Annotated in this window: 19 protein-coding genes; 8 read left to right on the forward strand and 11 right to left on the reverse strand. The window is 61.1% G+C overall.

The features are described from left to right. Window positions 1-105 precede the first annotated feature (105 nt). The 3 genes from HX783_RS09550 to HX783_RS09560 form a co-directional block, all read right to left on the reverse strand. Window positions 106-372: a hypothetical protein gene (locus tag HX783_RS09550; protein ID WP_177016730.1), complete on the reverse strand. Its 267-nt coding sequence runs from the start codon at window positions 370-372 to the stop codon at window positions 106-108. Between the two features lie 310 nt (window positions 373-682). Further along, window positions 683-958 (reverse strand): helix-turn-helix domain-containing protein, encoded by a 276-nt coding sequence (locus HX783_RS09555; RefSeq protein WP_177016731.1) that lies wholly within the window; start codon window positions 956-958, stop codon window positions 683-685. Continuing rightward, window positions 955-2,280, reverse strand: coding sequence for a type II toxin-antitoxin system HipA family toxin (locus tag HX783_RS09560; protein WP_177016732.1), 1,326 nt, complete (start codon window positions 2,278-2,280; stop codon window positions 955-957). The genes HX783_RS09555 and HX783_RS09560 overlap by 4 nt, the downstream gene beginning before the upstream one ends. A gap of 237 nt (window positions 2,281-2,517) precedes the next feature. On the opposite strand from HX783_RS09560, the gene HX783_RS09565 reads away from it, so the two are divergent. Further along, the gene (locus tag HX783_RS09565) at window positions 2,518-5,487 is read left to right on the forward strand and encodes an autotransporter domain-containing protein (protein ID WP_177016733.1); all 2,970 of its coding nucleotides are present in this window, start codon (window positions 2,518-2,520) and stop codon (window positions 5,485-5,487) included. Between the two features lie 109 nt (window positions 5,488-5,596). Beyond that, a complete protein-coding gene (locus HX783_RS09570; protein WP_177016734.1) occupies window positions 5,597-6,889 on the forward strand; it encodes an autotransporter domain-containing protein in 1,293 nt (430 codons plus the stop codon). An 83-nt stretch (window positions 6,890-6,972) separates the two neighbouring features. Here HX783_RS09570 and oadA read toward each other — a convergent pair whose 3' ends face one another. Both oadA and HX783_RS09580 read right to left on the reverse strand, forming a co-directional pair. Further along, window positions 6,973-8,781 carry a sodium-extruding oxaloacetate decarboxylase subunit alpha gene (gene oadA, locus HX783_RS09575; RefSeq protein ID WP_177016735.1) on the reverse strand — a complete coding sequence of 603 codons (1,809 nt, stop codon included), beginning with the start codon at window positions 8,779-8,781 and terminating at the stop codon, window positions 6,973-6,975. An 11-nt stretch (window positions 8,782-8,792) separates the two neighbouring features. Then, the gene (locus HX783_RS09580) at window positions 8,793-10,208 is read right to left on the reverse strand and encodes an acetyl-CoA carboxylase biotin carboxylase subunit (RefSeq protein WP_003195732.1); all 1,416 of its coding nucleotides are present in this window, start codon (window positions 10,206-10,208) and stop codon (window positions 8,793-8,795) included. A 196-nt stretch (window positions 10,209-10,404) separates the two neighbouring features. On the opposite strand from HX783_RS09580, the gene HX783_RS09585 reads away from it, so the two are divergent. Then, window positions 10,405-11,379 (forward strand): LysR family transcriptional regulator, encoded by a 975-nt coding sequence (locus HX783_RS09585; RefSeq protein WP_177016736.1) that lies wholly within the window; start codon window positions 10,405-10,407, stop codon window positions 11,377-11,379. Here the strand turns inward: HX783_RS09585 and HX783_RS29935 are convergent. The 3 genes from HX783_RS29935 to HX783_RS09595 form a co-directional block, all read right to left on the reverse strand. After that, entirely contained in the window at window positions 11,309-11,503 is a 195-nt protein-coding gene (locus HX783_RS29935) for a PA3496 family putative envelope integrity protein (RefSeq protein ID WP_232109179.1), read from the reverse strand. The genes HX783_RS09585 and HX783_RS29935 overlap by 71 nt on opposite strands. A gap of 214 nt (window positions 11,504-11,717) precedes the next feature. Further along, window positions 11,718-12,584, reverse strand: a complete 867-nt coding sequence (hexR, locus tag HX783_RS09590) for a transcriptional regulator HexR (protein ID WP_010168370.1) — start codon at window positions 12,582-12,584, stop codon at window positions 11,718-11,720. Between the two features lie 162 nt (window positions 12,585-12,746). Beyond that, on the reverse strand, window positions 12,747-15,620 hold the full coding sequence (locus HX783_RS09595) for an EAL domain-containing protein (protein ID WP_177016737.1): 2,874 nt from the start codon (window positions 15,618-15,620) through the stop codon (window positions 12,747-12,749). A 279-nt stretch (window positions 15,621-15,899) separates the two neighbouring features. Here HX783_RS09595 and uvrD point away from each other — a divergent pair, with 279 nt between their 5' ends. The 3 genes from uvrD (at window position 15,900) to HX783_RS09610 (ending at window position 19,727) form a co-directional block, all read left to right on the forward strand. Continuing rightward, entirely contained in the window at window positions 15,900-18,083 is a 2,184-nt protein-coding gene (uvrD, locus tag HX783_RS09600) for a DNA helicase II (RefSeq protein ID WP_159961155.1), read from the forward strand. A gap of 231 nt (window positions 18,084-18,314) precedes the next feature. Further along, window positions 18,315-19,184 (forward strand): Tim44 domain-containing protein, encoded by an 870-nt coding sequence (locus HX783_RS09605; RefSeq protein ID WP_177016738.1) that lies wholly within the window; start codon window positions 18,315-18,317, stop codon window positions 19,182-19,184. Window positions 19,185-19,319: 135 nt separating this feature from the next. Next, window positions 19,320-19,727 carry an SMI1/KNR4 family protein gene (locus HX783_RS09610; protein ID WP_017135771.1) on the forward strand — a complete coding sequence of 136 codons (408 nt, stop codon included), beginning with the start codon at window positions 19,320-19,322 and terminating at the stop codon, window positions 19,725-19,727. 171 nt (window positions 19,728-19,898) lie between these two features. On the opposite strand, the gene HX783_RS09615 is transcribed toward HX783_RS09610, so the two are convergent. Beyond that, window positions 19,899-21,662 (reverse strand): cation:proton antiporter, encoded by a 1,764-nt coding sequence (locus tag HX783_RS09615; RefSeq protein WP_177016739.1) that lies wholly within the window; start codon window positions 21,660-21,662, stop codon window positions 19,899-19,901. Window positions 21,663-21,954: 292 nt separating this feature from the next. On the opposite strand from HX783_RS09615, the gene HX783_RS09620 reads away from it, so the two are divergent. Beyond that, window positions 21,955-22,440, forward strand: coding sequence for an acyl-CoA thioesterase (locus HX783_RS09620; RefSeq protein WP_003213461.1), 486 nt, complete (start codon window positions 21,955-21,957; stop codon window positions 22,438-22,440). A 128-nt stretch (window positions 22,441-22,568) separates the two neighbouring features. Here the strand turns inward: HX783_RS09620 and pdxY are convergent, their stop codons facing one another. Further along, window positions 22,569-23,441 (reverse strand): pyridoxal kinase PdxY, encoded by an 873-nt coding sequence (gene pdxY, locus HX783_RS09625; protein ID WP_177016740.1) that lies wholly within the window; start codon window positions 23,439-23,441, stop codon window positions 22,569-22,571. 117 nt (window positions 23,442-23,558) lie between these two features. Here pdxY and HX783_RS09630 point away from each other — a divergent pair, with 117 nt between their 5' ends. Then, window positions 23,559-23,954, forward strand: coding sequence for a DUF3301 domain-containing protein (locus HX783_RS09630; protein WP_083356039.1), 396 nt, complete (start codon window positions 23,559-23,561; stop codon window positions 23,952-23,954). Here the strand turns inward: HX783_RS09630 and HX783_RS09635 are convergent. Next, complete coding sequence (locus HX783_RS09635; protein ID WP_177016741.1) at window positions 23,948-24,910, reverse strand: GTP-binding protein; 963 nt, start codon at window positions 24,908-24,910, stop codon at window positions 23,948-23,950. The two genes, HX783_RS09630 and HX783_RS09635, sit on opposite strands and share 7 nt — an antisense overlap. Window positions 24,911-24,919: the final 9 nt, after the last annotated feature.

Consider the following 24,919-nt stretch of genomic DNA (forward strand, 5'->3'; position numbering starts at 1 on the left):
GCTCGCGAAAGCGGTGTATCAGTCACAGCATGTGTTGACTGAACTACCGCATTCGCGAGCAAGCCCGCTCCCACATTAGATTTTCGGCGATTCCAAGCTGTGTACTCAGCCGCCTTTACCCACCTTCCAGCCCAACGCCTTTAAGGCATCGCACCCATCCTGCAACAACAGATGCGCTGCCGAGGCGACATGTTGCAAGTCAGCGCCTTCGGCCAATTCGGTACTTAAACAGGTGACGCTATTGAGCAGATCGCGGGCAGCCTGAATGCGCTGAGTGGCGGTTTCGAACAACTCACAGGCTTCGACGTCGTCATTGATGAAGAAAACGGGATTGCAGCTGATATTGCTGTCTAGCGGGGTGTAGGTAGGCATGGCTCTATCTCATTTATTTAAATGAAAACGACCACCCATTGCGGCTAAACAAATTGGGTGGCAGCTGTACGAGGGTTAGCCGACCGGGAAAAATGAAAAACCCGGCACACCCGAAGGTGTCCCGCGCACAGCCGCCATAGACAAAACTGCCAGGCAACAAAAAGCGCCACGTCTGAACGGGCGCTTGTGCATCATTTTTTCCCGACCGGCTAAAGTCGGTCACCGATAATTCGGCGACGGCTGAACTATAGGTGAGCCATGAAGGGATACAAACGCCCAAGGAGACGATAAACGCAGATAACTCCTTTTCCTACAAACTTCTGCGAACCTTCACCACGCCCATTTTCAACCCAAACGGCTTGAACACCGCATTCAGCGATTTCAGCGTCTGATTCCCCTCGCCATGTTCAATATGCACCAAGGTGCGCACAGAGATTTTGCACATCTTGGCAAACTGGCTTTGATGCAGGCCTGTGACTTCAGTGCGTAAGCGGCGTACTGCTTCGGCGATGTCCAGCGTGCCATCGGCCAAGGCATCCTGAATGCTTTCAATCAGCAGGGTTCGTTCTTCAACGGTCAGGCTCATTTCAACCCCCACTCTTTCAGGCGCTGCGGCAGATTTTTCAAGGCAATGCCTGGATGGTTCATCGTCACGGCGGGCAGACCGCTGGCACTGAGGATGTCTGGCAACGCAGATAACTGTTGCGCTGCAGCTCTCAGGCCGTCGAACAGTTGTTGGCTGTCGACAAAATCACCCAGCAAGTCACACACACCCCGCCAGTCCACCTCGCCTGCCCGTTCCAGTTCCCTTGGCCATTTGGTGGTGCGCGTGATGCCTTCGTCGTCCATCACCATCGGCGCCAAATCGTAAATGGGGGCAAGACGCAAGGCGTTCGCTTCGCGAATGATCGAAGTGTTACGACCATGGTTGTCTGAGTTACCGAGAATTTTGTTCAACAGATCGCGCTTCAGGTACTCAGCGACCAATGCTGGCACTTCTTTGGATTGACCCGCCTCTCGCCACAAGCCGACCAGCAGTTCCACCACCTCGCGATGCGCCATGGCACTGCCGGGCTTAGTGACACCTGCCAGCGAGTAAATCGACTCTACGGCATAGCGCTCGACCCCCTGCGCAGTGACGCATCGATCAAAACGCTGCATCCACACACTGGGCTTTCTCGCCTCCTCCAGGGACAGCCCTGACTCAGCCACCGTATCAATACCCAAGGTCTGCAAGGCTTTGTAGTAGTGGTATTCGCTGCGCAGAATGTCCTGATCCATCTGCGTGCCCTTATTGCGCGCAAACTTCACAAACCAATGCTGCTTGACCTGCTCGTCATCGAGCACCGCATCCGGGAACAACAACCCGTCCTGATTTTCCGTCAGCAACAGCTTCGGCGCCTCCCCGCCCGCGCCCGTGGCCCCGCCGATAGCCGCGCCTTGTTCATAGGCATATTCGAGGAAACGATTATCTCGCTGGATGACTTCATAACGCTCAAACCCGATGGCGGGCTGACTGTCCAAGGCCTCAATCGACTCTTTGATCCGCATATGGCCAATCGGGGCGGGCGTACTTCGCATCAGCAGAAAAAGGTCTGCACCGAGGTCATCCGGTTTTTCCCGGCCAATACGCGCCATCAAAAAACGTTTAGCGGCACCGGCCGGTGCGATGTCGAGCACAAAAGCGGGAGCATTCTGGGTTCTGCCGCCCTCCCATTGCAGAGGAAACCGGGTGCTCACGGAGGTGGCGAAGGGAGTCGCCAACTCATCTAGGTGATCCACCAGATAGCGCTGGTCATAACCAAAACTGCACTGGCTTTCGAACCCCAGTTGCGGCTTATCAAAAGTCAGGAGCATGGCGTCCTGCCACTTCCCTTGGGTGTAGATTTGCAGCGTCAGGCTGACCATGGCTTCTACCTGCAATTTAATGCGTCCATCCAGCTAAAAAGTGCTAACTGATTGCAATATAGTGCAGATACAGCCACCACGCATCCATTAAAACTGCAATAAAATGCATATAATGAAAAATTCTAGAACTGTTTACGCAATAAAATGCAGATACAGTACATGTCACACTCCCGACACATTCCTGCAATCCCCCTCCGCTATACAGGTCGACTCGTTTTCATAACAAGGTCGTCCGCCATGCCCCCGTCGCCCCAACGCCTCGCCCTCGCCATCACTTTATTGGCCAGCGGTCTCGCTGAAGCGGCGCCTGCGCCCACCCAAACCGTGCAGATCGACACACCGACCACCACCGGGCAAACCCTGACCGGCAGTGATTCGTTGACCACCTCGGCGCCAGGCAGCATTACCACGCCCGGCGTGGCGGTGACGCTCAAGGACGGCACCAGCGGCGCGGGTGTGGTGATTACTAACGCGGGTAAGCTGGTCTCCAGCGGCGGGCGCGGTATCGACAGCTCGGGGACGATCACCGGGGCGCGCAATTACAGCATCTACAACCTCGCCGGCGGCGTGATTCAGGGCGCCAACGACGCGCTGCGCATCAACAGCAACTTTGCCAGCGGCAGCTTGTTGATCGACAACAGCGGCACCATTCGCTCGGCCACCGGCCAAGGCTTGGACCTGGATGCAATCCGCAGCAACAACGTCACCACCACGATCATCAACCGCGCCGGTGGGTTGATTCGCGGCGACGCCAGCGACGGCATGAAGACCGGCGCCAACGCCAGCATCACCAACTATGGAGAGATCTCGACCGGCGACACCTTCTCGCGCGATGACAAATTCGACGGCGTCGATATCGACTCCGCCACCGGCGTGACAGTGACCAACTACGGCCTTATTTCCGGCGGGCGCCACGGCATCACCACCGACCTGGGCGCCACGCTGACCAACTACGGCACGGTGATAGGCCGCAACGGTTCGGGCTTTGGCTCTGACGGCGACGGCACGGTGATCAACCACGGCACCATCACCGGCGCCTTCTCCGGGCTGCAGCCGGATGGCGACGGCGACGGCGTGGACATCGACAAAATCGCGCATATCGAAAACTACGGGATTATCCAGGGCATCGGCGCCGGTGGCGTCGACAAGAATGGCTTTGCCAACGGCAGCGAAGGCATCGCCTTGGGCGGCGGCTATGTGTACAACGCCCACGGCGCGCTGGTCAGCGGTGCCAACAATGCGATCCTGGTGGACGACGGCAGTGACGGCCCTGGCCTCGCGGCCACCACCCTGGAAAACCACGGCACCCTCCAGGGCCTGAACGGCTTTGGGGTGAAGTTCGTCGGCAACTTCGCCGACACCGTTATCAACGGCGGCACCATCAGCGGCAGCAACGGCTTGGCCCTGGACTTGGGCGGCGGCGATGACACGCTGGTACTGCTGGGCGGCAGCCGCTTTGTCGGCGTGGTGGACGGCGGCGCCGGCTATGACCGGCTGAGCATGGACGATGCCGCCGGCGGCAGTTTCGGTGACAGCCGCAACTTCGAATGGCTGGACGTGAAGCAAGGCACCTGGACCCTCACCGGCAACGGTGATTTCAGCGATGGCGGCGAGATTTTCAGCGGCGCCAAGCTGATCAACCAGGGCGGTATCGCCGGTAACCTGACCGTCGATGCCGGTGGCATTTACGCCGGTGGCGGCTCGGTAGGCAGCCTGGTGGTCAACGGCACCCTGCAGACCAATACGGCCTTGGGCACTGCGACCATCACGCGCGACCTGACCATGGGCAGCGGCTCGACCCTGGCCTACGGCGTCAACGCCGATGGCAGCAGCGCTCCGATTAAAGTCGGCGGCACCGCCAACCTGAATGGCGCCACCCTGGCGATCAACCCCGGCGAAGGCACGTACCCGTGGCAAAGCCATTACACCGTGCTGCAAGCCGCCAGCATCAACGGCACCTTCGGCAAGGTCACCAGCGACTATGCATTCCTGACCCCGACCCTGGATTACAGCCCCACCCAAGTCGGCCTGACGTACACCCGCAATGACATTGCCTTCAACCAGTTCGCCAGCACCGGCAACGGCGTCAGTGCGGCCAACAGCCTGGCGGGCCTGGGCACAAACAATCCGCTGTATAACGCTTTGCTCAACACCACCAACGCCAGCGCGGGCGCGGCCATCGAGCAACTGGCCGGCAGCAGCACCGCCAACCTCACCGGCGCCACGCTGGGTGCCAGTGCCCAGGTGGGCAGCAGCATGCTCGCGGCGATGCATCAACTCGGTGGCGGTGCGGGCTTGCTGGTCGGGCTTGATCAACAAGACACGCCGGTACTCGCCGCCACCGGCGTGCCGTCGCAAGCGCGCAACCTCAACGACCCGAACGCCCGTGGCCGTCTGTGGCTGCAAGGCATTGGCAGCTACGGCAAGCTCGATGGCGAGCACGGCAGCAATGGCCTGACCCAACGCACCAAGGGCAGCGTGCTGGGCGCCGATTGGGCACTCGACAGCGACTGGCGCGTGGGCGTGCTGGGCGGCTACTCGAAGACCGACCTGGACACCACCGGCGTCGACGGCAGCGTCGACAGCTGGCACGCTGGCGTGTATGCGATGCGCCAGAGCGGGCCACTGGCCGTACGCCTGGGTGCGGCCTACAGCGGGCACCAGGGCGAGAGCAAACGCACGGTGGCCTTCAACGGTTTCAGCGACCGCCCCAAAGGCGACTATGACGCCAACAGCCAACAAGCCTTCGCCGAACTGGGCTACGCCATGGGCAGTGGTCGCTTGAGTGCCGAGCCGTTCGCCAACCTGGGCTACCAGCGCTATCAGCGTGACAGCTACAACGAAAAAGGCGGCGCCGCCGCGCTGCATGTCGACGGCCAGACCCAAGACAACTTCAGCAGCACCTTCGGTTTGCGCCTGGCGCACCTGAGCCAACTGGACAACGGCATCAGCCTCACGCCACGCGTGAGCGCAGGCTGGAAGCACACCTACGGCGATGTCGACAGCAACACGCGCCAGGCTTTCCTGGCGGGCGGCACGGCCTTCAACGTCGAAGGCAGCGCACTGGACCGCAACAGCCTGCTACTCGAAGCCGGGCTGGAGGTAGGCTTGTCGGCCCGCCACACCCTGGGCCTGGGCTACACCGGTGAACTGGGCAGTAACAGCCGCAACCACGCGCTGACAGGGCAATGGCAGATGAGTTTTTAATCGCGCCGTACTAGAGACAACTCCCGCAAACCAGGGGTCGATGACCTGACAGTTATCACCCCGCCATCTCGCTAAATTCCCGGCCTCATTCACCAGAGGTTGGGATTACATGCCCTTTACACATCACAGACTTGCACTTGTCATGGCCCTTGCGATGAGCGCCTTCAGCATTGAATGCGCGCAGGCGCGAGGTGATATTCCTATCACACCCTTTGTATTCGACCCCCTTCCCGAACTTAACGATGACTGGTTTTACACCCCCCCAGAGCGCGCTCCCAGCCTTGACGGTTACCTCATCCGGCAGGCCACCACGCACAATGGGCGGCAGGTCGCCCACGTGCTTGAACCCGCGCTGAATCGCCTGCTGGAAACCGGTGCATTGACCGCAGGCGAGACCACGGAGCTGGAAAAATTCGGTGAAGACCTGGCCGACCGGCCCGGAGGGATAGGCGCAGCACTCGAACAATTGGCCGGGAGTCAAAATGCCAACTTGGCGAGTGCAACCTCCGCCGCCGCCGGGAAAGTCAGCCAGCAACTGCTCTCAACCCTGCGCACACTGCCGACCGATAGCGATGGCCACTTCTGGGTGCAGGGCCTGGGCGACAACGGCAAGCTCGACAAGCAAGGCGGCAGCGACGGGCTGAAATATGGCACCAAAGGCCTGATGCTGGGCGCCGACTGGTCACTGGATCACGCCTGGCGCATCGGTGTGATGGGCGCAAAATCCACCAGCCAATTTGATGCCCAACGCTTCTCAGCCGAACTCGACAGCTGGCACCTGGGCGGTTACGCCGTGCGCCAGGACGGCCCGCTGGCCCTGCGTATGGGGGCGATTTACAGCAGCCATGCCGGGCAGAACAAGCGCGGCGTCAACCTGCTTGAGTACACGGAGCAGCTCAAGGGCAGTTACAACGCTCAAAGCCAAACCGTGTTTTCCGAGCTGGGTTATCAATTGGGTAGCGAGGATGTGCAGGTAGAACCCTTTGCCGGCCTCGGCTTTCAGCGTTACCACCGCGACAGTTTCAAGGAAACAGGTGGCGTGGCCGCGTTGAACGTCGGTTCACAAACCCAACAAAACCTGAGCAGCACCGTTGGCCTGCGCCTGGCCTCTGTGTACCGGTTCGACAACCGAATGAGCCTCACACCCCACGTGAGCACAAGCTGGAAACACCTCTACGGTGAGGTCGGCAGCCAAGTCCGCCAATCCTATCGCGCGGCGCCGGGGTACATTGAAGGCTTCACCATCACCGGCACTTCGCTGGACCGTAATAGTCTGGACGTGCAAGGCGGTCTGGACCTCGCCTTGTCTACTGAGCATACCCTCGGCCTGACCTACAGTGCCCAAGTCGGCACGCATAGCCGCAACCAGGGCTTGATGGGCCAGTGGCGGATGAGTTTTTAACCCGGCCAAATGGAAAAACGCAGGCGAAAAAAAAGGGGGGCACCTGCCCCCCCGAGGATTAAGCGGTAGTGTCGAAGGCTGTATCAGCCTTCGATTTCAATCAGGATTTCGCCAGGGTTGACCCGGTCGCCCTTGGCCACATGAACAGCGGTTACCTTGCCGGCAATGGACGCCTGCACTTCGGTTTCCATCTTCATCGCTTCGGTAATCAGCACGGCTTGGCCGGCCTTGACCACGTCGCCTTCCTTGACCAGCACGTCGACGATATTGCCCGGCATCGCCGTGCTGACATGGCCCGGCTCGGTCGCATGCTTGCGCTTGCTGCCGCCGCTGCTGACAAACTCGTTGAGCGGTTCGAACACCACTTCTTCCGGCATGCCATCGATGGACAGGTAGAAGTGACGCTTGCCTTCGGCCTTGACGCCAACACCGGTGATATCCACGCGGTAGCTTTCGCCGTGCACGTCGATGACGAACTCGGTCGGCACGCCTTCACCACCGGCACGCGCCACGCCGCCTGCTTCAGGGATTGGCAACAGCACTTCCGGCGCCAGGGTGCCGGCGTCACGTTCTTCGAGGAACTTGCGGCCGATGTCCGGGAACATGGCGTAAGTCAGCACGTCTTCTTCGGACTTGGCCAGCGCGCCGATTTCGCCGCGCAGCTTGGTCATTTCCGGCTTGAGCAGGTCGGCTGGGCGATGGTCGATCACCTCTTCACTGCCGATGGCCTGGCGGCGCAGTTTCTCGTTCACCGTGCCCGGTGCCTTGCCGTAGCCGCCTTGCAGGTAGAGCTTCACTTCGTTGGTGATGGTTTTGTAGCGCTCGCCGGCCAGCACGTTGAAGAACGCCTGGGTGCCGACGATTTGCGAAGTCGGGGTAACCAGCGGCGGGAAGCCGAGGTCTTCACGCACCCGTGGGATCTCTGCCAGCACTTCGCCCATGCGGTTGAGTGCGCCCTGCTCTTTCAACTGGTTGGCCAGGTTGGAAATCATCCCGCCCGGCACCTGGTTGACTTGTACGCGGGTGTCGACGGCGGTGAATTCGCTTTCGAACTGGTGGTACTTCTTGCGCACGGCGTAGAAGTACAGGCCGATTTCCTGCAGCAGTTCCAGGCTGAGGCCAGTGTCGAATTCGCTGCCTTTAAGGGCCGCGACCATCGACTCGGTGCCTGGGTGGCTGGTGCCCCAGGCGAAGCTGGAGATCGCGGTGTCGATGTGGTCGGCACCGTTTTCGATGGCTTTGAGTTGGCACATGGCGGCCAAGCCGGCGGTGTCATGCGAGTGAATAAAGATCGGCAGGCTTTGCTCGGCTTTGAGCGCCTTGACCAGTTCGCCGGTGGCGTACGGCGTCAGCAGGCCGGCCATGTCTTTGATGGCGACCGAGTCGCAACCCATGGCTTCCATTTGCTTGGCCTGGGCCACGAATGCCTCGATGGTGTGCACCGGGCTGGTGGTGTAGGCGATGGTGCCCTGGGCATGTTTGCCGGCCGCTTTCACCGCTTCGATGGCCACGCGCAGGTTACGCACGTCGTTCATGGCGTCGAAGATGCGGAACACGTCGATGCCATTCACGGCAGCCTTGGCGACGAAGGCTTTGACCACGTCGTCGCTGTAGTGGCGGTAGCCCAGCAGGTTCTGGCCGCGCAGCAGCATTTGCAGGCGCGTGTTAGGCAACGCGGCGCGCAGTTTGCGCAGGCGCTCCCACGGGTCTTCTTTGAGGAAGCGTACGCAGGCGTCGAAGGTCGCGCCGCCCCAGACTTCCAGCGACCAGTAGCCGACTTTGTCGAGCTTGTCGCAGATCGGCAGCATGTCGTCGGTGCGCATGCGGGTCGCCAGCAACGATTGGTGGGCGTCGCGCAGGATGGTGTCGGTTACGAAGATCTTTTTAGTCATTGGAATGTTCCTCACAGGCCTGCGTGGGCGGCGATGGCGGCGGCGATGGCCAGGGCCAGCTCTTCGGGTTTGCGCTTGATCGAGTAGTTGGTCAGCTCAGGGTGGCTTTCCACAAAACTGGTGTTGAACTGGCCGCTGCGGAATTCCGGGTTGCGCAGGATTTCCTGGTAGTAGGCGGCGGTGGTCTTCACGCCTTGCAGGCGCATGTCGTCCAGGGCACGCAGGCCGCGGTCCATGGCTTCTTCCCAGGTCAACGCCCACACCACCAGCTTCAGGCACATGGAGTCGTAGAACGGCGGGATGGTGTAGCCGGTGTAGATCGCCGTGTCGGTGCGCACGCCGGGGCCGCCGGGCGCGTAGTAACGGGTAATCTTGCCGAAACTTGGCAGGAAGTTGTTTTTCGGGTCTTCGGCGTTGATACGGAACTGCAACGCGAAACCACGGTGCTGAATGTCTTCCTGTTTCACCGACAGCGGCAGGCCCGACGCGATGCGGATCTGCTCACGCACGATGTCGATGCCGGTGATTTCTTCGGTGATGGTGTGTTCCACCTGCACCCGGGTGTTCATTTCCATGAAGTACACCTCGCCCTCGGCGAGCAGGAACTCCACGGTGCCGGCGTTCTCGTAGCCTACGGCCTTGGCCGCGCGCACCGACAGGTCGCCGATGTAGGCGCGCTGTTCAGGCGTCAGTTGCGGGCTTGGCGCGATTTCGATGAGCTTCTGGTTACGCCGCTGGATCGAGCAATCACGCTCGAACAGGTGCACCACGTTGCCGAAGCTGTCACCGAGGATCTGCGCCTCGATGTGCTTGGGATTGACGATGCATTTTTCCAGGAACACTTCCGCCGAACCGAAGGCCTTGGTGGCCTCGGAAATCACACGGGGGAAGGCTTGTTCGAGTTCTTCACGGCTGTTGCAACGGCGGATACCGCGACCGCCACCACCGGAGGTGGCCTTGAGCATCACCGGGTAACCAATGCGGTCGCCTTCGGTGAGGGCTTCATGGATGTCGGCGACGTTGCCTTCGGTGCCCGGCGTGACCGGCACACCGGCCTTGATCATGCTGCGGCGCGCTTCGGTCTTGTCGCCCATGCGGCGAATGACTTCTGCCGAGGGGCCGATGAATTTGATCCCACGTTCAGCGCAGATGTCTGCCAGCTCGGCGTTTTCCGACAGGAAACCGTAACCGGGGTGCAGCGCATCACAGCCGGTTTCCACGGCCAGGTTCACCAGCTTGCGCGGGTTCAGGTAGCCGGCCAGGGGCTCGGCGCCAATGCTATGGGCTTCGTCGGCACGTTTGACGTGCAACGCGTGGCGGTCGGCGTCCGAGTACACCGCGACCGAGCGAATGCCCATCTCGGCGCAGGCACGCACGATTCGTACGGCAATTTCACCACGGTTGGCGATCAGGATCTTTTTTATCACTTGGAAATTCCCTTGAGCCGATTGCTGCGTTCTACGACCCATTGGAGCTGGGTCGGCGCGTGACCAAATGTTTCATGACAGTCGCGAGACACACACTATGCGCACCGAAGGATTAACAAAAATCAATAATTATTGGGTTGTGTATAAGTAAAGACTTATAGTTGGCGTCACGGTGGCGGGAATAAGGCTTTAAACAATGCGTAAGTCATTGATGCGTATGACATTGCGTCAGTTGCAGATTTTCAATGAAGTCTGTGATTTGCGTTCCTACAGCCGCGCCGCCGAGGAAATGTCCCTCACGCAACCAGCGGTCAGCCTACAAATTCGTCAGTTGGAAGAGCTGATCGGCCAGCCGCTGTTCGATTACGTCGGCAAAAAGCTCTACATGACCGAAGCGGCCGAAGCCTTGCAACGGGCCAGTCGGGATATTTTCGGGCGCCTGGAAAACCTCGATATGCAGCTGTCGGACATGCAGGGCTCGCTGCAGGGCCAGTTGAAGCTGGCCATCGAATCCAGCGCCAAGTACTTCGTGCCGCACCTGTTCGCCGCGTTCAAGCGCCAGCACCCCGAAGTGCAGTTGCACCTGACAGTGGTCAACCGCGCCCAGGTGATTCGAAGGCTTTCGGACAACCGTGATGACTTGGTGATCATGTCGATGGTGCCGCAGGACATGGGCCTGGAATTCCTGCCGTTTCTGAATAACCCGATTGTTGCGGTGGCGCCGCCCGAGCATCCGCTGAGCCTGCAGGGGCCGCTGCGCCTGCAGGACCTGGAACCTTACACATTGCTGCTGCGCGAGCCGGGTTCCGGCACGCGGCTGGCCTGCGAGGAGTACTTCAAGGAGAAGCGCGTGCACTTCACCCAGACGGTGGAAGTGGCATCGGCCGAGGCGCAGCGCGAGTGTGTGAGCGCGGGGTTGGGCGTGGCCTTGCTGACGCGCCACGCGGTCAACCTGGAACTGGCCACCGGCGGGCTCAAGGAGCTGCCGGTGGACGAGCTGCCGCTGTACCGCAGTTGGTGCCTGGTGCAGGCCAAGGCCAAGCGCCTGTCACCGGTGGCCCATGCGTTCCTGGGCTTTATCCGCAGCGAGCGGGTGCAGATCAGCGCGTTGGCTGAGCGTTTCGCTGGGCAGCCAAGGGTGCCTGCCAGTGGAGTTCCGGGTAGTCCGTGATGCTCTGGAGCAATTGGCGCTCCTCACAGCGATCTTCGATTGCGCGACGGAACGCCATGCGGCGCTGGTCTTCTTGCTGACGACGGGTTTTGACGCTGCTGCTGTCTTCGTATTGCCGGGCCATGTTGAGTCTCCCAATGCGAGTACGGGGAGTTCAGGATGGGTGCGGGGCATGACGGTTTGGCGGCGCGAGGGTTACAGGACGATGAATATTGCGGGATGACCGTTCCCACGCTCTGCGTGGGAATGCAGCTTAGGACGCTCTGCGTCCCGCGACGCAGAGCGTCGCAAGAGACACTCCCACGCGGAGCGTGGGAGCGATCAAGTGCGACCTTGAATCAGTCGTCGAGGGCTTTGACCGATTTTGGCGAGAGACGCAGGCTGCGCAAGCTGCGCTTCACGCTCTTGAGGTGGTTGACCAGGCTCGGGCCGCGCGCCATGGCCACGCCCATCGCCAGCACGTCGATCACCACCAGGTGGGCGATACGTGAGGTCAGCGGCGTGTAGATTTCGGTGTCTTCGTGCACGTCGATCGCCAGGTTGACCGTGGACAGTTCCGCCAACGGCGTCTGGCTTGGGCACAGGGTAATCAGCGTCGCGCCGCTTTCACGCACCAGGTTGGCGGTGATCAGCAGGTCTTTGGAGCGGCCGGACTGGGAAATGCAGATCGCCACGTCAGTCGGCTTCAACGTCACCGCCGACATCGCCTGCATGTGCGGGTCGCTGTAGGCCGCTGCGGTGAGCAGCAGGCGGAAGAACTTGTGCTGGGCGTCGGCGGCAACGGCGCCCGAAGCACCGAAGCCGTAAAACTCCACACGCTGGGCCTGGGACATGGCGGTCACGGCCTTTTGCAACTCGACCGGGTCGAGTTTCTCGCGCACTTCCATGAGGGTGTGCAAGGTGGTATCGAAGATTTTCAGGCTGTAGTCGGCGACGGAGTCGTCTTCGTGAATCGCAAACTGGCCGAAGCTCGCACCCGCAGCCAGGCTCTGGGCCAGCTTGAGTTTCAAGTCCTGGAACCCGGAGCAACCAATGGCGCGGCAGAAGCGCACGATGGTCGGCTCACTGATGCCCACGCTGTGGGCCAGGTCGGCCATGGAACTGTGCATCACGGCCGCAGGGTCAAGCAGCACGTGATCGGCAACCTTGAGTTCCGATTTGCGTAACAGGTGGCGCGACTGGGCGATATGTTGCAACAGGTTCAAAGGGCAGGACTCTTGTTATTGGCAGGTGCCAGAGATGTAGCAAGTTTGTAGTTATACTACAAGAATTGCCGTTTTGCCCGTCCGATGCATCACTAAATCGCCCTGATGCCCTTTGAATCAGCGGGCGGCCGCCATGTAGCCACACGGGCGGCCTGGCTGTCTTTAAGGAAAGTCTGCATTTTTGCGTAACAATTCTGCCAGCCCTTCGGCCTCCATCGGCCGGCTGATCAGGTAGCCCTGCACCTCATCGCAGCGTTCGGCGCGCAGGAAATCCAGTTGCTGCTGATCTTCCACGCCTTCGGCCACCACCTTGAGCGCCAGCCCATGGGCCATGGCGATAATGGCCCGGGTAATGGCTGCGTCCTCGCGACCCTGGCCCAGGCCGCGAATAAACGTCTGATCGATTTTTACGTAGTCCACGGGAATGCGCTTGAGGTAGCTCAGCGACGAGTAGCCCGTGCCAAAGTCGTCGATGGCCAGCTTCACGCCCAGGTCGCGCAGTTGCTGGAAGGTGGCGATGATGTGCTCGACGCTGTCGAGCAATTGGCTTTCCGTCAGTTCCAGTTCGAGGTATTGCGGGTCCAGGCCGGTTTCTTCGAGCACCTGGCGCACCAGGCTGACCAGCTTGCCCTGGCGCAGCTGATGCACCGACAGGTTCACCGACACCCGAATCGGCGCCAACCCTTGGCGCTGCCATTCGCACGCTTGCCAGCAGGCTTGGCGCAGCACAAATTCACCCAACGGCACGATCAAGCCGGTTTCTTCGGCTAGGCCGATAAAGTCGCCCGGCGGCACCATGCCCCACTGCGGGTGCTCCCAGCGAATCAGTGCCTCGGCGGCGTTCAGCTTGCCGGTGGCCAGGCACAGTTTCGGTTGGTAGAACACCGCCAGCTGGCGCTCGTCGATGGCTTTGCGCAGGTGGTTCTCCAACTGCAACCGCTCAAGCGTGCTGGCTTGCAGGCTGTCGGTGTAGAACTGGAAGTTATTGCCGCCCAAGTGCTTGGCGTGTTGCATGGCCATGTTCGATTGACTGACCAGCGCGGAAATTTCCCGCGCATTGTCCGGCAGCAGGCTGACACCCATTGAGGCGCTGACCACCAGTTCATGCCCTTCCACCGTCACCGGCACGCGCAGCTTGGCGAGCAGCCGCGTGGCCACACGCGCCAGGCTCGACAGGTTGCCGTAGGCGTCGAACAGCACGGCGAACTCATCCCCGGACAAGCGCGCAATCGTATCGGCCTCGGGCAACGCGTTGATCAGCCGGCGCGACATTTTCTGCAACAGCTGGTCGGCCACTTCATGGCCCAGGCTGTCATTGAGCAATTTGAAGCGGTCCAGGTTGATATGCAGCAGCGCCAGGCTGCGCCCGCCCTGGCGCACGCGTGCATGGGCTTCGCGCAGGCGTTCGCGGAACAGTGAACGGTTGGCAAGGCCGGTCAGCTCGTCATAGTGCGTGAGGTAGCGCATGCGCTCTTCGGATTCACGCCGGGCCGACAGATCGGCGAAGAAGCCGACGATATGACTGACATTTCCCCGAGCATCACGTACTACGTTCAGTTGCAGCCATTGCGGGTACAGCTCGCCGTTCTTGCGCGTCTCCACTAACTCACCCTGCCAGGTGCCGTGGGTCAGCAGCGCTTGGCGGATCACCGGGAAATGGCGGCGGGCGTCGCGGCTGCTGGGCAGTTCGACGACATTGCGGCCGAGCATGTCGTCGATTTCAAAGCCGGTGACGCGGCTGAAGGCCTGGTTGACGGCGATCAGCGCGTAGTTCGGATCAAGAATGACGATGCCTTCACTGGCGGCCTCAAATACGGTCGACGCCAGGCGCTGTTGTTCTTCCAGGGCCTTGCTGGCGCTGATATCGCGGCGGGTGCCGAGCATGCGCGTGACGCGACCGTTGGGCGTACGTTCCACGGCGCGGCCACGGTCTTCGATCCAGACCCAATGGCCGTCGCCGTGGCGCACGCGGTATTCAACCTGGTAGTCCTCGCTGCGGCCTTTGAGGTGCTCCACCAGCGCGCGCTTGAGCAGCGGCAAGTCGTCGGGGTGCAGGCGCGGCTTGAGGTGGCTGAGCATCGCCGTGACGTATTCGGGCTCGAGGCCGAACAGTTCTTTAAGCTGGGTGTGGTGGACTTCATCGGTTTGCAGGTTCCAGTCCCACAACCCCAATTCGCTGGCTTGCAGGGCCATGGCCAGGCGCGCTTCGCTTTTATTCAGGGCCAGGCTGGCAGCGTCCAGTTCCTGGCTGCGTTGCGCCACGCGATCCTGCAAGCCGATCTGGGCTTCGCGCAGTTCCTGCTCGATCTGGCGGCGCTGCTCGACTTCGCGGACCAACTCCTGATTCAGCTGTTCGCTGCGCTGTTGCGCCTGCTGCAGATGCTCGATCAGCGCCTGGTTCTGAAAGCGCCGCAAGAGCCCGCGCTGGATCAGGCGGTTGACCTGCCACGCCACCAGGCTCAACGAGGCCAGCAGGATCACGCCAAGCACGCCCCAGCCTTGTTGCTGCGCGGTGCCATTCCAAAACAGATAAAGGATGGCCGGCACCAGGCAGGGCACGGCAAAGGACAGGAACGCGGGCAGGCTCACCGCGTAGGCGACGCTGGCCGACAGCGTTGCGGCGCCGATCAGGCCGAACACCCAGGCTTGCTGCATGAAGCTGTCTGCCGGCACCAAGGCGATGGCGGCGGTGGCCAGGGTCAGGCCGCTGACCGCCGAACCGAGCATGAACATGCGCCGCCAGATCGGCTGGGCCTGGCGGCTGGGCATGGCCGAATCAAAGGCCGCCACTTGGATCACACGCAGCGCCACCAGGGCCAGCAGCCAGACCAGCCAGATGCTGTCCAACACATATTGCTTGGGGTTCCACAACAACCAGGCGCAGACCAGGCCGTTAACCAGCATCAATAAGGTCGGCAGCAATGAACCTTGATACAGCAGACGCGTGCGTTCGACCGCCATCTCGGTTGCGTAATATTTACGAATGACTTGTGCGGGCGCCGCCGAGGGGCCGAACAGGTCGGGACTGAGGGTCATAGGCAGTGTTCTTATAATGGTGAGCCCGAAACGTGGACGGAGCATACACAAGCAAGCGCTTGGGCCAAACTGCTCCACGTCATAAAAACCGCGCGAAAATCAGCCGCAAACCTCGGGGCCAGACAGCTTGAGTGAGACGCTGCGCGGGCTGCGAGGCATGACCAACCGGTCATCACTCACAACAGAATGTTTCCAAGGCCCGAAGCGCAGTCACTGTTTTGCGGCGACCACCCGGCATTGGGATTTGCCCCACTCTGCCGCGCACCCTAGAATGCGCCGATGCGCGATGATCTCTCCCTTTTGCTGAACTCCCTCAACGATGCCCAACGCCAGGCCGTAGCAGCCCCCGTTGGCCGTCAGTTGGTCCTGGCCGGTGCTGGCTCCGGTAAAACCCGAGTGCTGGTGCACCGTATCGCCTGGTTGATCCAGGTTGAAAACGCGTCCCCGCATTCCATCCTGTCGGTGACCTTCACCAACAAGGCCGCTGCCGAGATGCGCCACCGCATCGAGCAGTTGATGGGCATCAGCCCGGCCGGCATGTGGGTGGGCACCTTCCACGGCCTGGCGCACCGCCTGTTGCGGGCGCACTGGCAGGAAGCGGGGCTGAGCCAGACTTTCCAGATCCTCGACAGCGATGACCAGCAACGCCTGGTCAAGCGGGTGATTCGCGAGCTGGGCCTGGATGAACAGCGCTGGCCCGCCCGCCAGGCGCAATGGTTTATCAACGGCCAGAAAGACGAAGGCCTGCGCCCGCAACATATCCAGGCCAGTGGCGATTTGTTCCTGGCCACCATGCGCAGCATCTATGAAGCCTACGAGGCCGCGTGCGTGCGCGCCGGGGTCATCGACTTCTCCGAGCTGCTGCTGCGTGCCCTCGACCTGTGGCGTGACAACCCAGGCTTGCTGGCCCATTACCAGAAGCGCTTCCGGCACATCCTGGTGGACGAGTTCCAGGACACCAATGCCGTGCAGTACGCCTGGCTGCGTTTGCTGGCCAAGGGTGGCGACAGCCTGATGGTGGTGGGCGACGACGACCAGTCGATCTACGGCTGGCGTGGCGCGAAAATCGAGAACATTTACCAGTACTCCGACGACTTCCCGGACGCGATCACCATCCGCCTGGAGCAGAACTACCGCTCCACCGCCGGCATCCTCAAGGCCGCCAACGCCTTGATCGCCAACAACACCGGGCGCATGGGCAAAGAGCTGTGGACCGATGGCGGCGAAGGCGAAGCGATCAACCTGTACGCCGCGTTCAACGAGCACGATGAAGCGCGCTACGTGGTGGAAACCATCGAAAGCGCGCTGAAAACCGGCCTGGCTCGCAGCGATATCGCGATTCTGTACCGTTCAAACGCCCAATCGCGGGTGCTGGAAGAAGCCTTGCTGCGCGAGCGCATTCCGTACCGCATTTATGGCGGCCAGCGCTTCTTCGAGCGTGCCGAAATCAAGAACGCCATGGCTTATCTGCGCTTGCTGGAAGGCCGAGGCAACGACGCAGCGCTGGAACGGGTGATCAATATTCCGGCGCGCGGCATCGGCGAGAAAACCGTCGAGGCCATCCGCGACCATGCGCGTCACGCCGATGTGTCGATGTGGGAAGCCATGCGCTTGCTGATCGCCAATAAAGGCCTGACCGGTCGCGCGGCCGGTGCGCTGGGTGTGTTTGTCGAGCTGATCGAGAACCTCGCGGCCAAGTGCGCGGAAATGCCTCTGCACTTGATGACCCAGACCGTGATCGAACAGTCCGGCCTGATTGCCTATCACGAAGCGGAAAAAGGCGAGAAAGGCCAGGCCCGGGTAGAAAACCTTGAGGAACTGGTCAGCGCCGCCCGTGCGTTCGAAAACACCGAAGAAGATGAAGAGCTGACGCCGCTCGCCGCCTTTCTGGGCCACGCCTCGCTGGAAGCCGGCGATACCCAGGCCGATGAGCATGAAGACAGCATCCAGCTGATGACCTTGCACAGCGCCAAGGGCCTGGAGTTTCCGTATGTTTTCCTGGTGGGCATGGAAGAAGGCCTGTTCCCGCACAAGATGAGCCTGGAAGAACCCGGCCGCCTTGAAGAAGAACGCCGCCTGGCCTACGTGGGCATCACCCGCGCCATGCAGAACCTGGTGATGACCTACGCCGAGACCCGACGCCTGTACGGCAGCGAGACCTACAACAAGGTGTCGCGCTTCGTACGTGAAGTGCCGAAGGGGCTGATCCAGGAAGTGCGCCTGTCCAACAGCGTCAGCCGCCCGTTCGGCGGCGGCCAGCAGCAGAGCGCCAGCAACCTGTTTGCCGGTTCCGAGATTCCGGAAACCCAGTTCAGCCTTGGCCAGCAGGTCCGGCATTCGGTGTTCGGCGAAGGCGTGATCCTCAACTTCGAAGGTGCCGGTGCCCAGGCGCGGGTACAGGTGAATTTCGCCGAAGGCAGCAAGTGGCTGATGATGGGTTACGCGAAGCTCGAAGCTATCTGATCTGATCGTTCCCACGCTCCGCGTGGGAACGCCGCCCAGGACGCTCTGCGTCCCGCTTTTTCGATGCTCACGCCCTTGTATTTCACCGAGTGCGGGCCAATATCTGTAATTAGTCCTACAGACCATTCGGAATCGGTCTTACGCAAAAGCCCGAAACACTCTGCCGCTAGCCAGTGTCACGACACCTGTGCAACATGGCGCGCGTGCAATCCACAAATGGGAATTCCCTTTATGAAACGTTTTCTTAGCATCGCCATGGCGTTGTGCATCGGCCTGACGATGAGCCTCGACGCCAACGCCAAGCGCTTTGGTGGCGGCAAAAGCATGGGCTCGGCACCGACTCACCAGACCAGCCAAATGGCTCCATCCGCCGGTGCCGGCGGTGCTGCGGCTACCGCAGGCGCAGCCGGTGCGGCTGGCGCTGCTGCCAAAGCTGGCGGTGCTTCGCGCTGGTTGGGCCCTCTGGCCGGTATCGCCGCCGGTGGCCTGCTCGCTTCCATGTTCATGGGCGGCGGCTTCCAGGGCATGCAGATCTTCGACATCCTGATCATGGCGGTCATCGCCTTCTTGATCTTCCGCTTTATCGCCGCCCGTCGCCGCAAGCAGCAGGAGCACATGGCTCCAGCCGGCGCGCCGATGCAGCGTGAAGTGTTCGAGCAAAAACCAGCCATGGGTTCGATCTTTGGGGGTTCGGCTGCACCTGCCGCCGCTCGTCCGGTGATCAACGCACCGGCCTGGTTCAACGAAGAGCGTTTCGTCGAAGCCGCCCGCAGCCACTTCCAGTCCCTGCAGCAGCACTGGGACGCCAACGAAATGGACAAGATCGCCGAGTTCGTGACCCCGCAACTGCTGGACTTCCTCAAGCGCGAACGCGCCGATCTGGGCGACGGCTTCCAGTCGACCTACATCGACGACCTGCGCGTACAGCTGGAAGGTGTGGATGATCGCGCCGACAAGACCATCGCCACCCTGACCTTCAGCGGCGTGTCGAAGACCTCGCGTTTCGACCAGGGCGAAGTGTTCAGCGAAAGCTGGAACATGGAGCGCGCCCAGGGCGACAACCAGCCTTGGCTGGTCGCCGGTATCCGCCAGAACGGCTGATAACCGCACGCTTGAGCACTTGGTAATAAAAACCCCGGACATGTTCCGGGGTTTTCTATTTCGCGGTTGCACTTATAGCGAGCTACTGTATAAAACGCCCTATTAACCGCGCCAACTAGCAAGAGGATCCCGGCCGTGGAAGAAATCATCGAACAATTGCGTGAAGCCAACGAACCGGTCCCGGTTCCTCTGGAACTGCCTGACGAAGACCAGATCGTGGAAATCGAGGAACAACTGTTCATCGACATTCCGTTTGTCTTCCGCGAATTCCTGCTGACCGTCAGCGACGTGGTGTATGGCAGCCTGGAGCCGGTGACCGTCACCGACCCGCAGTCCCACACCTACCTGCCGGATGTGGCCGCCAACGCCTGGGACGCCGGTGTTGACCGCAGCATGATCCCGATCTGCCAGGACGGCGACGACTACTACTGCGTCGAAGAAGACGGCACCGTGGTGCTGTGGTCCGGCGAAGAAGAACTGGTCACCGAAGAAACCTGGGAATCGGTGTGGCACTGGGCGCGGGACGTCTGGCTGGAAAGCTGATTGCAAGGGCTTTTAGTGGCGAGGGAGCTTGCTCCCGCTGGGCTGCGAAGCGGCCCCTATCCAGGCAACGCGTTCTTTCGGATGGGGCGATCTTGAGATCTTCAGGGCTGCTGCGCAGCCCAACGCGAGCAAGCTCGCTCGCCACAACAAGCTCGCCTGCCATAGTTGTCCTTAATGCTCCGGCGTGTCTTTATGGTTATCCAGGGTCTCCAGCAAGGCGACCTGCATCCGCGTATGCACGCGGATGAACCACCGCCAGAGCACGGCCGCTACAGCCGCTGCCACCACGGCAATCAATACCAGCAACTTGTTGGTCGGCAGAATACTGGCCGACAAGGCTGCCAGTAGCAGGAAGATCACCAGCAGCGAAAGAATGGGGATCAACTCCGCAATCACGCGCCGCACGCGCTGGGTATGCCGCCCTGCCATTTCCGGCTTCACGCTCATCTCCGCCAGCAACATCGACAGCGCCTTGAGCTTGCGGTACGCCGCAATCAGAAACGGCAGCGACAACAGCAACGCCCCGCCCCAGATCAACGCCTTCTGCCAGCTTGGGTCACTGATCCAACCTTCCAGATACCCGCCGATGCGTGCCGCAAAGAAGCTGCCGGCAAAGAAAATCGCCACCACCAACGCCAGGTTTACGCCCACTTGCAGGATGATCTTGCGAATCATCGACGCCAGCATTGCGCCCTCACCTTGCGGCTGAATACTGCGTAGCCACTCGCCATACATGCCGAACACCCGGCTCATGCGCTTGGGCATCACTGCCGCAATCTTCAACGACAACGGGTCAGCGCCACGAATCAGGTACGGCGTGAGCAACGTGGTGATCGCCGACACCGCCACGGCCACCGGGTAGAGGAAGTCGCTGGTCACCTGCAAAGTCATGCCCAATGCGGCGATGATGAAGGAAAATTCGCCAATCTGTGACAGCCCCATGCCCACGCGCAGCGAGGTGCGGCCATCGTTGCCGGCAATGAATGCCCCCAGGCCGCAGGACAACATCTTGCCCAGCACCACCGCCACGGTAATCACCGCAATCGGCCAGGCGTACTGCAGCAGGATTTGTGGGTCGATCATCAGGCCAATCGCCACAAAGAAGATTGCGCTGAACATATCGCGAACGGGTTCGATCAGGCGCTCGATCTTAATCAACTGACGGGATTCGGCCATGATCGCGCCGATCAGGAACGCGCCCAGCACCATGCTGTACTCCAGCTTGACCACCAGCAGGCAGAAGCCGAAACACAGGCCCAACACGGTGATCAGCAGCATTTCATTGCTTTCGAACTTGGCCACATAGGCCAGCAGGCGCGGCACCAGCAAAATGCCGATGACCAGCGCGACGATCATGAACAGCGAGAGCTTGCCAACGGTGGAGAACACCTCGCCGGAGCTGACCGTGCCGCTGACGGCAATGCTCGACAGCAAGGCGATGATGCCGATACCGAGGATGTCCTCGACGATCAGCACGCCAAAGATCAGCTGGGCGAAGCGCTGGTTTTTCATCTTCAGGTCGTTGAGCGCCTTGACGATGATGGTGGTCGAGGAGATCGCCAGGATTGCACCGAGGAACAGCGAGTCCATGGTATTCCAGTCGAACCAGCGGCCGATTTCGTAGCCGATCCAGATCATCAGGATGATTTCCAGGAACGCTGCGATAAACGCTGTGGCGCCGACCTTGAACAGCTTACGCAGGCTGAATTCCAGGCCCAGGCAGAACATCAGGAAGATCACCCCCAGCTCGGCGAGGGTTTTGATGGTGTCTTCGTCGTGAATCAAACCGAACGGTGGGGTGTGGGGGCCGATGATGAAGCCGGCGACGATGTACCCCAGCACCACCGGCTGCTTGAGGCGGTGAAACAGGATGGTGACAACCCCTGCCACCAACATGATCACGGCCAAGTCCTGGATAAAGCTGATGGCGTGCATGGCGAGGGGCTCCTTGAGGGTACTGGCGCTTTTCCCACTTCCACTCGCACCCTTGAACGGTCGCAATAAGCGGAAGGAAAAGTCGGCCTTGATCGTAAGAAATGCCCTGAGATGGGCTTTTGAAGGTTAACACCGCGACTTCCGGCAGAAAGCCGGTGCAATATATGGAAACAGATCGGTGCAGGCGTGACGGCAAGCCGCCCACCGGCGTCCCGTTAGGGAGAGCGCTGTAAAGATTCCAGCACCCGCAGAGGTGCCTCCCCAACCGATGCCTACAACCCGTGAGTGTGCTATGGAACCCGGAAACGCCCAGCTGTCGATGACGGTATTGATGACCCCTGACATGGCCAACTTCTCAGGCAATGTGCATGGCGGCACCCTGCTTAAGTACCTCGACGAAGTGGCCTACGCCTGTGCGAGCCGTTATGCCGGTCGCTATGTGGTGACGCTGTCGGTCGACCAGGTGATTTTCCGCGAGCCGATCCATGTCGGCGAGCTGGTGACCTTCCTCGCTTCGGTCAACTACACCGGCAACACCTCGATGGAAGTGGGCATCAAGGTGGTGACCGAGAACATCCGCGAACGCTCGGTGCGCCATACCAACAGCTGCTTCTTCACCATGGTGGCCGTGGATGACCAGCGCAAACCCGCCGCCGTACCGCCGCTGCAGCCGCAGAACAGCGAAGACAAGCGCCGGTTTGTACAGGCGCAGCAGCGTCGGCAGATTCGCCAGGAGCTGGAAAAGCGCTACCAGGAAATCAAGGCAGACGGGCCGTAAATTTCGAATTGTAAACAGAACAAATGTGGGAGCGGGCTTGCTCGCGAATACGGTGGGTCAGCTACATATGCATTGACTGACACTCCGCTTTCGCGAGCAAGCCCGCTCCCACATTTTGATCGGGGTCGCTACAGACCGATCGGCGTGGCTTCAAAGCGTACGCGCGGATGGGCGATACGATCCTGAGCCCGCACCAGCTCCAGCTCGTAACTGGCGCAGGCCTGGGTCTCCAGCAGCACTTCATGCACCGCCGCCGCCGTAAATTCGAACGCCGCCACCAGGCTGTCGCCCAACAGCACCCGCGCCAGGAACAGCCCCGATGTCAGGTCGCCCACGCCCACCGGCTGACGCGGGAACGCCAGCAGCGGGCGGCGCAGGTGCCAGCTGCCTTCAGCGGTGACCAGCAACATCTCAAAGCCATCCGGCAGCTTGCCCGGATAATCCAGGTGCTTGACCAAAACCGCCTTCGGCCCACGGGCCAGCAGCGCCTTGGCCATGCCCAGGCAATCGAACAGCGACTGCGGCTTGCGCCCGGCAAAGCTGTCCAGCTCCAGTTGGTTGGGGCAGAGGAAATCCGCCATCGCCGCCGCCTCATCCAGCAGGAAATCGCTGACTTCCTGCGGCACGATGCAGCCTTTTTCCGGGTGGCCCATCACCGGGTCGCACAGGTACAGGGCCTTGGGGTTGATCGCCTTGATCCGCGCCACGCCGGTCAGAATCGCACGGCCCTGGTCGGCACTGCCGAGGTAGCCGGACAGCACCGCATCGCAGTTGCCCAGCTCACCAATCGCGGCAATGCCTTCCACCAGCGCCGGAATTTGCTGCGGCGCCAACACTTCGCCCGCCCACTGGCCATACTGAGTGTGGTTGGAAAACTGCACCGTATTCAGCGGCCAGACGTTCACCCCGACCCGCTGCATGGGGAACACAGCGGCGCTGTTTCCGGCGTGGCCAAAGACCACATGAGACTGGATCGCAAGCAGATGAGGTGTGCGTTTCATGCAGGAGATTTCCGTAAAGCCGTTGAAATTCTGGCCGCGCAGTATGCGACTAAACACAGCCTATACGACAGACCGGCGACACAGTTAAGCTGCTCTCACTTTGTTGGAGTTCATCGCATGCTGACCCTGGGAAACATCTTCGTGTTGATGCTGCTGGCGACCGGCGCCGCCTGGGTGTGGCACAACCACGGCCTGCGCGAGCGGGCGCTGGAGCGGGTCAAGCAGCATTGCGCCAAGCTTGATATCGAACTGCTCGATGGCGCGGTGGCGTTGAAGCGCATCGGTTTCGTGAAGGATGCCAATGGCCGGCGGCGCCTGGCGCGCATCTACAACTTTGAGTTCACCGTGACCGGCGAAGCCCGCCATCCGGGGACCATCACCCAGTTTGGCGCCCACAGCGCGCAAATCGAGCTGGCGCCCTACCCGTTCGAGATCAAGACGCCGCTGCCCAGCGCTGAGGTGATCGAGCTAAGCCAGTGGCGCCAGGACCACGCGAGCAAGAACCGTCACTGACGGCAGGCGGCGAGTGCGCTTTGCAATTCAGCCACGTCCTGTGGCTGGCTGAAGATCAATTCAATACGTGAATCGCGGCGCCATTCGCTGGGTTGCCAGGCGAGCGGGCTGTTATCCACAGCGTTGGCGCTGACCCAGCCTGCGGTGCTGTGGATAACCAGCTTGGCGCGGCGCCACTCAAGGCGTGTCAGCCAGTTTTGCAGGCGCGGTGTATCGAATTGCTGGCTTGGGTGCCAGCGCCAGCCGATGCTCCAGCCACCTTCTTGAGCCTGGCTGAGGCAGATTGGCACGGCCGGATCGGTCCAGATTGCCGGCATCTGCGCCACGCCTTTCGGCACATCGAAGTTATCCACAGCAGCACGGCCTCGCGCATTCAGGCCGGGCAACCGGTCGAGCGGCAGCTTCGCCTGGCGCGTCCAGTAGAGCGGGCAGTCGGGTAACTGCTGTTCGATAGCCTGGCGTTGCGCGGCATCCAGCGTCTCATCCTTGTTCAATACCAGCAGCCCGGCGCTGGCCAGGGTTTCACGTTGCGCCTCTGGCAAGGGTTTACCCGCTGCCAGCGCCTGGGCGTCGAGCACCAGCACGCACGGCTGAACCGCCAGCACGTCTTGCCACGGCGCCTGCCGCAGTTGCTTGAGCAATTGCGCCGGGTGGCCCAGGCCGGAGGGCTCGATAAACAGCCGGTCCGGCTTGGCCTTACGCAACAAGCGGCCCAGGCCTACCTGGAAGGGTGCGCCATTCACACAGCACAAACAGCCGCCGGCCACCTCGCCCAGGGCAATGCCGTCGTCATCCTGGGTGAGTAAGGCCGCGTCCAGGCCGATCTGCCCGAACTCGTTGATCAACACCGCCCAACGCTCGTTGGCCGGGCGTTGGGCGAGCAGCTGTTTGATCAGGCTGGTCTTGCCGGCGCCCAAAGGCCCGGCAATCACGTGAGTGGGAATGTTCTGCAGCATCGGGGGCAT

The sequence above is a fragment of the Pseudomonas sp. D2002 genome (assembly GCF_013385735.1).
Taxonomy (GTDB): domain Bacteria; phylum Pseudomonadota; class Gammaproteobacteria; order Pseudomonadales; family Pseudomonadaceae; genus Aquipseudomonas.